Source organism: Rhizobacter sp. P3_B12, from assembly GCF_056402895.1.
In genome coordinates this window covers 1-11,676 of record NZ_JBFUGN010000099.1, presented here as the reverse complement: position 1 = coordinate 11,676, position 11,676 = coordinate 1, and the positions used below count along the sequence as shown (strand labels likewise).

Below are 11,676 nucleotides of genomic sequence, written 5' to 3'. Positions count from 1 at the left end.
TGGTAGAGCAGTGCCGTCTGCTCGTCGGCCATGCGGCGCGCCAGGTCGGCGCCGAGGTGCGGCGAGGAGGTGGAGGATTCCGCCGGAACTGCGGGCATGGACGTCCTTGGCGGCAACGATCGGCCGGATGCCGCATTATCGACAGCCTGTCGTCCCCGAGAGCACGCATGTCTGCCTCCCTCACTGCTCTGAAACCCGCACCCGTTCGCGGCGGTTTGCTGGCTGCCGCGCTGCTGGCGGGTGCCCACTTGGCGGCCGCGCAAGCACCCGTCGCGCAAGCGCCTGCCGCGCCCGAAAAACAGACGGTCTACCTGATCGATCCGGCGCACACCCACATCCAGTGGGAGGTGCGCCACTTCGGCACCTCGACCAGCCGCGGCCGCTTCGACGACATCGCCGGCCACGTCACGCTCGATCGTGCGGCGCAACAAGGCGAAGCGTCGATCACGATCGGCACCGCGTCGATCAACAGCGGCGTGGCACCGCTCGACACCATCCTGCGCAGCCACAGCTTCCTCGACGTGAAGAACCACCCGCAGGCCTACTTCGTCGCCAGCCGGTTCCGCTTCGCCGACGGCAAGCCGGTGGAGCTGCGTGGCGAACTGACGCTGCACGGCGCCTCGCAGCCGCTGAGCCTGCGCGCGGTGAGCTTCAACTGCTATGAGCACCCGGTGCTCAAGCGCGAGGTCTGCGGTGGCGACTTCGAGGCGGAGTTCTCGCGCAGCGGCTTCGGCATCACCTACGGGCTGCCGGTCGTCGGCGACACGGTGAAGCTGCAGATCGGCATCGAGGCCATCCGGCAATGACGACACCGCTGCCTGCCGGCGTGGCGGTGCTGGAGCGCGGCTGGCTGTCGTCGAACAACGTGCTGCTGCACGGCCTGCATGGCGAGGGCGCGCTGCTGGTCGACAGCGGCCATTGCCTGCATGCACCGCAGACGCTGGCGCTGGTGCGGCAGGCGCTGGCCGGCGCGCCGCTCGCGCGCATCGTCAACACGCACCTGCACTCCGACCATTGCGGCGGCAACGCGRCGCTGCAGCGCGCGCTGGGCGCTGCCGTCACGGTGCCGATCGCCAGCTGGCACACGGTGCAGGCCTGGGACGAAGATGCGCTGTCGTACCGCGCGACCGGCCAGCTGTGCGAGCGCTTCACGGCGCAGTCGTCGCTGGCGCCGGGCGAGGTGCTGCAGGCCGGCGGCCGGGCGTGGCAGGCGCTGGCGGCGCCGGGCCACGATCCCAAGTCATTGATGTTGTTCGAGCCTCAAGAGGGTGTGCTGCTGTCGGCCGATGCGCTGTGGGAGAACGGCTTCGGCGTGGTGTTCCCGGAGCTCGACGGTGTCGATGCGTTCGACGAGGTCGAAGAGGTACTCGACGTGGTCGAGCGGCTGCCGGTGCRGATCGTGGTGCCCGGCCACGGGGCGCCCTTCGACGACGTGTCCGGCGCGTTGTCGCGCGCCCGCTCGCGGCTCGCCGGCTTCCGCGCCGATCCGCTGCGCCATGCGCGCCATGGCGCGAAGGTGCTGCTGAAGTACCACCTGATGGAGCAGCGCTCGCAGGACTGGCCGGCGTTGCTGGCGTGGGCCGAGGCGACGCGGCTGTTCGCCGGCATCGCGCGGCAGCTGGGCTGGGCCGATGCGTCGACCGGTTGTCGCCAGCTCGTGGCCGAGCTGGCGGGGCAGGGTGCGTTGCGCGTTGACGGCGCGGGCGTGCATGACGCCTGAGACGGGCCATCGCTTTTCGAGAACCCGCTATCTGAGAAATTTGACCCGGACATCTTTCACCTGACGCTCGTCGGGCTGGATCGCGAGACTGCGCGCTCGCAATCGCAACCCGCTTGATCAGGGAGAAGAAGATGACGATGAATCGGCATGCGTGGCTCGACGCATGGGGCTGGGCAGTGGCCGCAGCCACGACGCTATTGACTTGCTTGCATGTGCGCTGTTGTAATCATTCGCAACCGATGGGCAAGTGCTATTGCAAGTGGATGCTCAACCCATCGGATCTTTATATTGGATGGCGCTTCAGCAGTCTGGCCGCATACAAGTCAAAGGCCCGCGCAGTCGAGCCCATTGAGGGAGGAAACCAATGAAGTTCCACAGGAACGATGGCGGCGCCATGCGCCGCGCACTGCAACGAGCAGCGTCTGGCGCATACGCCATTGCAGCGATCTACCTGGCAAGCTGGCTCGCGGCTCCCGTGGCCGTGGCCGGGTGTGTGAACACGCGATGCGCTTACCCCACCGTTGCCATCAGCCAGCCGGCGAACAACCTCACCTTGCGGACGACCGGCACGGTCAACGTCACGGTGACAGGGCGAGCCACAGGCGATGTAGTGACGACCACCGGCGGGCCTTACACATTCCCCATTCGGAATGTGGGCGTCTATCTGGACGGAACGCTGCTAGGCAATGCCACGATCACGGCCAACGGGCAGGATCCGGACCTGGAGCGTCCGTATTCAGACTACACCTACACCTTCACCGGTGTGTCTCCCGGTACGCACGCGCTGGGGGTGAAGGCGACGGACGATGCCAGGACAGGAGTGACCTCCAGCGCATTGGTGACGGTGACGGTCAATGTGGTCGCAATGCAGGCGCCCAACGTCAGCATCACCGCACCGGCCAACGGCACGGTCTCGACCATCCCGGGCAGCTTCGGGTTCACGTCGTCCGCGTCCGATCCAGACGGCACCGTGAGCTCGGTTCAGTACTTCGCGAACGGTGCTCCGATCAGCAACGCGATTGCCGCATCGCCGTATGCGTTCAGCTGGAGCGGCATGTCCGCCGGAAGCTACAGCATCGTCGCTCGCGCGACCGACAACGAAGGGCTTTCGAGAGACTCCACGGCGGTTGCCGTCGTAGCCAATGACCGTCCGACCATCGCATTGAGTACGGCAAACGCCAATGGCGTTGCGCCCGGCAGCATCACGCTGCAAGCGAGCGCCRCTGACGGTGTTGGAGGTGTCAGCAATGTCACCTATTACGCCAATGGCAGCGCGATCTCCGGGGCGCTCGGTGTGGCGCCCTACACCCTCAACTGGACCAATGTCGGCAGAGGAACCTACAGCATCGTTGCGCGTGCGACGGATGCCTACGGCTCCACAACAGACGCCAGTGCATTCAGCTGGGTGGTGAATCAGGCTCCGAGCGTGGCGCTGACAACGCCTGCGAGTGGCACCGTGTCGACAGCGCCGAGCAACTTCAACCTGACCGCAACGGCGTCGGACGCCGACGGAAGCATTGCCTCGGTTCAATACTTCGCCAACGGAACGGCGATCAGCGGCGCGCTCACTGCGCCGCCTTACGCTTTCACCTGGAGCGGCATGGGGCCGGGAAGCTACGGCATCGTGGCGCGTGCCACCGACAACGGCGGCCTTTCCCAGAACTCGGCTTCCGCCACCGTCATCGCGAACGATCGCCCGACAGTTTCGCTGAGCACCACCGACGCGAACGGCCTGGCGCCGGGCAGCATTGCGTTGCAAGCCACCGCGGGCGACAACGTCGGTGGAGTGAGCAACGTCACCTACTTGGCGAACGGCACGGCGATCTCCTCGGCGCTGACGGCGCCGCCCTTTGCTTTCAACTGGTCCGGCGTCGGTCGCGGAAGCTACAGCATCGTGGCGCGTGTGACGGACGCCTATGGGGCCTTCACGGATTCCACGGCCTTCAGCTGGGTGGTGAACCAGCCTCCCACTGTCTCGCTGACCTCGCCGGCGAGCGGGGCGGTCATCACGAACGGCTTGCCGGCAACGGTCAATCTCGTGGCTCAGGCCAGCGATGTCGATGGAAGCATTGCCAAAGTCGAGTTCCGCGTCGACGGTGCGCTCGCAGGCTCGGCGACAAGTGCGCCATTCAGCTTGACATGGAGCACCAATGCCACCGGTGCGCACAGCGTGCAGGCGCGTGCCTTCGACAACGGCGGCGCGACCCTCGACTCGCCGGCGGTGAGCTTCATCGTCGACGCACCTCCCGTCGTCGCGATGGCGGCGCCAATGAGCGGCGCCACGTATCAGCCCGGTTGGGATATTCCACTCAGCGCCACCGCGAGCGATACCGACGGAAGCATCTCCAAGTTGGAGTTGCTGGATGGCGCCAGCGTGATTGCAACGCTGACATCGGGGCCGCCGTACAACTTCCTCTGGCACAACGTGGCGGCGGGAACGCACGCCGTCACTGCTCGCGCGACCGACAACCAGGGTGCAGTCAAGACGTCGGCTGCCATCAACATCAATGTTGCCTTCGTCGCGCCGTTGCCATCCAACGGCACGGGCTTGCCCGGCACCACGGCGGGCGCGTTGACCGTGAATGCCATCGGTGTTGCGCAATACAACATTCCGATTGCCGTTCCGCCCGGCACGGCGGGGATGGTGCCCGCAGTCTCATTGCAATACGACAGTGCCGGTGGCAATGGCGCGATCGGCGTCGGCTGGTCTCTGTCGGGCCTCGGTGCGATCATCCGCTGCCCACGCACCCAGGCGCAGGACGGCGTGCGCGCCGGTGTGTTGCTCACGCTCGACGATCGATTCTGCATGGACGGTCAGCGACTCAATCTCCTGGGCGGCGGCGCCTATGGTGCTCCGTCCAGCGAGTACCGCACGGAAGTGGACAGCTTCGTCAAGGTTGTCGCAGTGGGAACCAGCGGGAACGGGCCGGCCTCATTCAAGACATGGCGGCGCGATGGCACCGTGATGGAGTACGGCGCCACCGCCGACGCGCGAATGATCCTTGCAGGCCATGCGACGCCGCTGCAATGGGCGCTGAACAAGGTGACCGACGCGAGAGGCAACTACTACACGGTGACTTACACCTTTGACGCCGCGACCGGGCAGCTCTATCCGAGCCGCATCGACTACACCGGCAATGCGACTGCCGGCACGCCGATCACACCGTACAACTCGGTTCGTTTCGAATACGACTTCTCTCGACCCGATGCGGAGCTGCGGTACGTGCTGGGCGCCAAGGTCATCGGTGCGGCACGGTTGACGCACGTCAAGACCTACGCGGAATCGGCGCTGGTCAAGGACTATCAACTCACCTATTCCATCGGCACGGCGACCGGGCGTTCGCGCATCAGGGACGTCACCGAATGCGCGGGCAACGGGGTGTGCCTGCCCTCGACGACGTTCACGTGGAACGACTCGCTGGCGGGGTTCGTCGGAAGTACCGTTGACCTGCCCAGTGATGGGCAGCAATGGGGAGGCTTGCTCACCGGCGACATGAAAAGGGACTACTGGGTGGATGTCACCGGAGACGGCCGCCCGGATCATTGCGTCCTGACCGCCAACGTCCCGCAGTCGACCGAAGACCCGACAATCTTCGACATCTTGTGTGCATTGACGCAGCCAGGAGGTGCCGCCCCGCTGGCGCTCAAGGTGGGGTCGCTGCTCGGTGCAGAAGTGTTCTTTGTCGACGTCAACGGTGACGGAGTGCAGGACATCTGCGGGCAGAGCCTCTGCTTCGCGATGAAAGCGGATGGCGTCTTGGCGACGATGCAGGTGCCCTCGTGGGCCACGCGCGTGGGAAGCCGGAACCAGTACAGCGATGTCAATGGTGACGGCCTCGCTGATCACTGCGCGATCACTTACGGATTCCAGACGCCGTATTGGGCGCAATGCAGCCTGTCCACCGGAACGGGATTTGCATCGGCGGTCGTTCTGGGGGACATGCCCAGCTCGCTCAAGTCGGTCGACTGGGTCGACATCACGGGCGACGGCATCCTGTCGCTGTGCTACGTGGATTTGACGGGTGCTCATTGCCGCCAATGGGGGCCATCGGGATTTGCCGCTGAGAAGGCCACGGGAGCTGTGCCGATTGGGGACGCCATAGGCAAGGGTCTGGCGTGGGTCGATGTCAACGGCGATGGCCTGGCTGACTTCTGCCGAGTGGTGAGCGCGACCGACAATGTGGACGACACCCCCGGATCCCTGCTGTGCACGTTGTCCACCGGTGTCGGCTTCGGCGACACCGTCGCGGTGACGAATCTCCAGGTCGGCTACGCGAGATCTGCCGCCATTGACACTTCGCGCATGTGGCCCGATGTCAACGGTGATGGGAAGGCCGATTTCTGCCGCGTGCGCGGGTGGGTCACCGGCACGCCGAGCGCCAACGCGTACCTGGAATGCACGTTGTCGACCGGATCGGGGTTCGGAGCAACCTTCCAGGCGCCCGTCGGTGCTTGGGACAGGCATGGATCCGTCGTGGATGCGACGGGCGACGGCAACGCAGATCTCTGCTATCGCACCGACACCGGATCTGCGAGCACGCCTCACTGCATCTCGGGCTCCTCCAAGTATCCGGACAAGCTGGCCGGCGTCGTCAACGGTCTGGGAGCCTCGGCTTCCGTCGAGTACAGGCCCATCTCGGATCCCAGCATCTATACCAAGGGCAGTGGTGCGACTTTTCCCGTGCTCGACATCCAGGACAACACGCCTGCGGTGCAACGGGTGCTGACCAGCGATGGCGTAGGCGGCATGCACGAGGAACACTATGCCTACGAAGGATCGCGAGTCGACCTGTCCGGGCGTGGCTTCCTGGGCTACGCGGCCGCCACCGTAACTTCGCCGGCCGGGCTCAGAACACGCAGCACCCGGTATCAGGCGTTTCCGTTGACGGGCCTGCAGCAGGGCGTGAAGTTCATCGGTGAGAGCGGTACGGTGCTGAGCGAGACCGCCTACACCTATGACACCAATCTTCAAGGACCGGTGGCCAAGGTTCAGTCCGCCACCACGATCGAGAAGACGAACGATCTCAACGGCGCCTTCAAGAACTGGGTTGAGACGACAGCCAGTGCGTACGACCCGACTTGCGGCAACGCGCAGCAGGTGACGACCGTCTACAAGACATCGAGCGGCGCACCGGATGGCTTCAGCAACACGATGTCGGTCGGCTACCAGAACGACATCGGCAACTGGATCCTGTGCCAGCCAGTCACTGTGAGCGTTTCGGCCACGGCTCCCAACGCGCCCGGCAGTACCAGGACCACCGCGAACAGTTACTACGCGAACGGGCTTCTTCGGCAGCGCATCGTCGAGCCGAACAACGGCGGGGGCGCGCAGGCCAACCTGCGACTGGCGACCGATTTCACCTACGACGACTACGGCAATCTCAAGACTCGCAGTGTCAGTGGCGCCCAGATCGCGACCCGCACCGAGGTCACGCTGGCCTACGACCTACGCGGGCGCTTGCCGCTCACTGTGGACAACGCGTTGGGTCACCGGGAGACCAGGACGTTCGATTGGCAACTCGGAACCATGCTGACGCTGGAAAGCCCGAACCTGCTGCAGACCACTTTGACCTACGATCCCTTCGGGCGCTTGCTGACCGCAACGCGTGCCGACGGCACGCGCGAGACGCTGACCTATCAACCCTGCGCGGGCTGCGCGGGAACGTCCGCTTTCGTGGTGAAGCGCACCGAGGCCGTGGTCGCGAGCGGCGCGGTGGTGACGCCGCCTTCGAGGATCTACTACGACACGCTGAGTCGACCGGTGCTCCGTGTCGAGTCGGGGTTCGATGGCCAGGAGATCTACCGCGAGACGCTGTTCGACAACCTCGGGCGTGTGGCCTACGAGGCGGCGAACTATCGCATCGGCGACCCCCTCATCCGCTGGACCCAATACAGCCATGACTTGCTGGGGCGCGTCGTGCTGGCCCAGTTGCCCGATGAAACGACCGTCACGTACGGCTACGACGGTCGCAGCCGCACCACGACCAATGTCAGGGGTGTGGTGACCCGGGAGACCGTCGACAGCCAAGGCCGGCTTTCCACTGTCGTCAATGCCGAAGGATCGGTGGATGCAAGCGCCGTGGTGTATGCCTACGACGCCTGGGGCAACCTCGCGAAGAGCACCGATGCCAAGGGCAACGAGATCGTCACCGAGTACGACTTGCGTGGCAGGAAGATCGCGCTGAACGATCCGGACCTGGGGCGCTGGGCCTATGTGGTGGACAACCTGGGCCAGGTCACCCACCTCACCGATGCCAAGGGGCAGGGAACCGACTACGTCTACGACCGGCTCGGCCGCATGACGGAGCGCCGCGAGCCGGACTTGACAAGCCGTTGGTTCTTCGAAACCACGCAGGCAGGGTTGGACTGCAACAAGGCAAAGGGAAAACTCTGCGAGGCGACGTCGGACAACGGCTATTGGCGGCGCAATGCCTATGACAACCTGGGGCGCCTGACGACCCAGACCCATCATGTCGACGCCGACTATATGGTGCGATGGAGCTACGACGAGGCGGGTCGGCCGCAAGGCCTGACCTACCCGTTGAGCACCGGCGCATTGCCGCTCAGCCTGCAGTACAACTACACGCCGCTGGGCTTCCTAGCCAGCGTCTCGAGCGGCGCCACCATTTACTGGACGCGCAATGCCGCCAATGCGGACGGCAATGTCGTCAGCGAGAGCTACGGCAACGGCCTGTCGAGCGCTCGAAGCCATGAACCGCTGACCGGTCGACTGAGTACCGTCCAGTCGGGCACCGCGAGCAATCCGGCGGGTACCCAGAATCAAGCCTACAACTATGACAACCTCGGCCGTCTGCAGCGGCGGCGGGATCTGGTCACGGGCACGGACGAGGTGTTCGGCTACGACAACCTCAACCGCTTGACCACGGAGCAGTTGGTGGCAGCAGGCGCTCCGATGGGCGGGGAGGTCAAGTCGGTGACCTACGACTCGATCGGGAATGTGACGAGCAAGCAGGGTGTCGGTTCGTATTCATACAACGCCAGCGGAGCGGGTAGCGTGCGGCCACATGCCGTCGCCGGTGTCACGGGCACGGTCAACGGCATGGCGACTCCCAGCTTCGGCTACGACGCCAACGGCAACATGCTGGCGGGGGCAGGGCGCAGCATCGCCTGGACCAGCTTCAACATGCCCTTGACGCTTGCCAACGGCTCCGGCGTCAGCAGCTTCCTGTATGGCAGTGAACACCAGCGCGTGCAGCAGACTTGGACCGAAGGTGGAAGCACGCTGAGGACGGTCTACCTCGACTCGCCGCAATTCGAGAAGGAAGTGAGCAGCCAGAGCGGCCTCACCGAATACAAGCACTACGTGAACGTGGATGGCCGGACCGTCGCGATACACACGCGGCGAAGCAACGGCAGCGAGGATGTGAAGTACCTTCTGGTTGATCACCTGGGTTCGATCAGCGTGGTCACCGATGTGACTGGGATGCCGACGGAGCGGCTCGCGTACGACCCATGGGGTGATCGTCGCACGGCCAGCGGCTCGACTGTGGGCGCAGCCGACCCGCTCAATGCAATCCAGCCCGTGAGCACGGACCGGGGCTACACGGGGCATGAGCACCTGGACCGCGGCAGCATCGGCCTCGTGCACATGAATGGCCGGGTGTACGACCCGGTGCTGGTGCGCTTCATCAGTGCCGACCCGTTCGTCTCGCATCCAGGGCACAGCCAGAGCTACAACCGCTACAGCTATGTGGGCAACGATCCGCTGAACTTCATCGATCCGAGCGGATATGAGGACGAGCCGGCCCGACTACCTCGGGTAGCGGTCAAAGGGAACAAGCCGTCATGTGCCGATAATCCGTCCTGCGTCAATGCATTCAAGGAATTGGCGGCGATGGGTCTGATCGCACTTCGTAACTTTGCGGTCAGTCCCCAGGGACGAGCGTTGCTCAATGGGTCCCGGATCCTTGTGGGACTGACCCCACAAGGTCGGCTTGTTCTTCTCGCAATCACCGCAGGCTACGCCATCTACGAGAATCGAGAGGCGTTGGCGGAGATGATGAGCAACGTCGTCGGAGGCTCGGGGGCGTCGGGGGATAAACTGCCGAAAGCGGACGAGGCGGCAGATGCTGCGCCTTCTTCGCCAACGGGGGCAAACAGCACAAGTCCGCAGACTCCGCCGCCAGACGACGAAGGGAACCGCCGAAACGAAACCGACCACAGCAAGCAGCGTGCGGACGAGGCTAAGACGGATGCCAATCGTAACGTTGGCGATAGGAATGCAGTAATTCGCGATGGCAAGCAATACACAGATGACTTGTCAGGCAATAAGGTCTATGTTTCTGGTGATCGAGTCGTCATTACCGATCAAGAGGGGAACTACATTACTCAATTCAAGAACAGCCGAGCAAATACGAATGCGCGCGTTGAGTCTGGCCGCTGGATACCGGTTCCCCCACCAGGATTTTGATATGAATATTCTTTACGCTGAACTGAGAGTTTGGAAGCGTTTGGATGCAGCGAGGGCGGTTCTCTACCGGTGCTTTGAGGACACTACAACTAGGCGGTTCGCGGTGCAGAGTGCCGATTTTTTCAAACTACCAATTGACGCGAGCCAGATTCAAAGATCAGAGATGCAATTTGCTGAACTGTTCATGGAAATAGCGCCCGATGAGCGATGCAAGTGGTTTAACTCTGTTGAGGAGGCTATCGCCGCGCACGACAGCGAGTTTTCCTAGGAAAACTCTAAAACGCTTGGCCGAGTCTTGTGCAGGTGTCAAGAATGATCGCGATGAGGCCGCTGGGGTAGAGTGACTCCAGTGGTCAAGCTGGGACAAGCCATGAGCGAGATCAAGTACCCAGAGATGCGTGAGGAGCTTGTGAATCATCTTCGCGCTCTCTCCGACGCTGAATATCAGCAACGGGTGTGGGTCGCAAAGGGCAAGGAAGGAACGATCGAGCACGACGAGTTCGACTATGCGGTTCACTTCCTGTACGACGATACGCAACTGGCCGAAGATCCTCGGGCCATGATGGGCTGGATTCTCCGCAACGACTCGGAAGCCGTACTCATTGAGAGGCTGGTGAAGATCATTGAGAGCATCCTTCAAAAGCACGGCACTGCGCTGTCCGATGCGCAATACATTGTGCTCCCGGAATGGGGCGGCGTTGTCGATGTGGCGAAGGAGGCTCTCTCGATCATCGGCGCGCGGGGGCAGGAGCGCAGCCGATGAATCCCGCCTCGCGATTCAGGATTGAACTTTGCACAGTGATAGTCCCGCTGGCTCAAGGTGACGAGGTGCGGGCAATGGTCCTGATGCGGCATTCCGTCGTCGACATCGGAAAGGTTGTAGGCGTCGATGTGAAACCCTACGCCAAGCCCGCAGGTTCACACGTCATTCGGGTCGAGGTCGATTGCGTTGACCATCCTCAAAGCATCGTCGAGAACCTCGTCCAGGTCGTCGGGGGGCCCGGGTGGATCCTGTCGGGATCGGGCGACGAGATCGACGCCATCTGGTCGCCGCACGAGGGGGCTCTGCCCCGGTCAGCCTGTTCGTCACGTGGATGCAGATTCAGACGATGCCCCAGAGGGCTCTGCCAGTCTCGCGCTACGGACTGCACAAGCCGTAGCCTGACCGCGGGCACCGATCCTGCAGCCCTTGCCGCATGACCCCCGAACGCCGGGGATGACCGCCGTGTCCTGACGGAACACGTCCCGAACGGGCGTGACCGGCTGACACGAAGCGCCACATTTGCAAGCAAGCGAGACGCGTCATGCCGTTTGTAAACGCCCTGCGCCACGGCCACCGCGGCCGACACCTGGCCGCCACCTTCCTCAGCGTTGCGCTGCTGGCCGCCTGCGGCGGCAAGGACGGCGAGGACGCCAGTGCGCCGCCCCCGGTGTCGGATGCACCGACGCCAGCGCCTGCGCCGGCCCCTTCTCCGGCACCCGCCCCGGCACCGGCGCCTTCCCCCGCGCCCGCACCGACCCCGTC

At 64.0% G+C, this 11,676-nt stretch carries 4 protein-coding genes and 1 pseudogene; all 5 read left to right on the top strand.

What is annotated here, in order from left to right; all coding sequences use genetic code 11:
- Positions 1–167 precede the first annotated feature (167 nt).
- Positions 168–806, top strand: coding sequence for a YceI family protein (locus AC1D01_RS08280; RefSeq protein WP_477865574.1), 639 nt, complete (start codon positions 168–170; stop codon positions 804–806).
- A complete protein-coding gene (locus tag AC1D01_RS08275) occupies positions 803–1,720 on the top strand; it encodes an MBL fold metallo-hydrolase (RefSeq protein WP_477865573.1) in 918 nt (305 codons plus the stop codon). The genes AC1D01_RS08280 and AC1D01_RS08275 overlap by 4 nt, the downstream gene beginning before the upstream one ends.
- A gap of 364 nt (positions 1,721–2,084) precedes the next feature.
- Entirely contained in the window at positions 2,085–10,151 is an 8,067-nt protein-coding gene (locus AC1D01_RS08270; protein WP_477865572.1) for an Ig-like domain-containing protein, read from the top strand.
- A gap of 370 nt (positions 10,152–10,521) precedes the next feature.
- Positions 10,522–10,914, top strand: a complete 393-nt coding sequence (locus AC1D01_RS08265; RefSeq protein WP_477865571.1) for an SCO4402 family protein — start codon at positions 10,522–10,524, stop codon at positions 10,912–10,914.
- A 541-nt stretch (positions 10,915–11,455) separates the two neighbouring features.
- A pseudogene (locus AC1D01_RS08260) lies at positions 11,456–11,676 on the top strand (hypothetical protein); the annotation flags it as partial.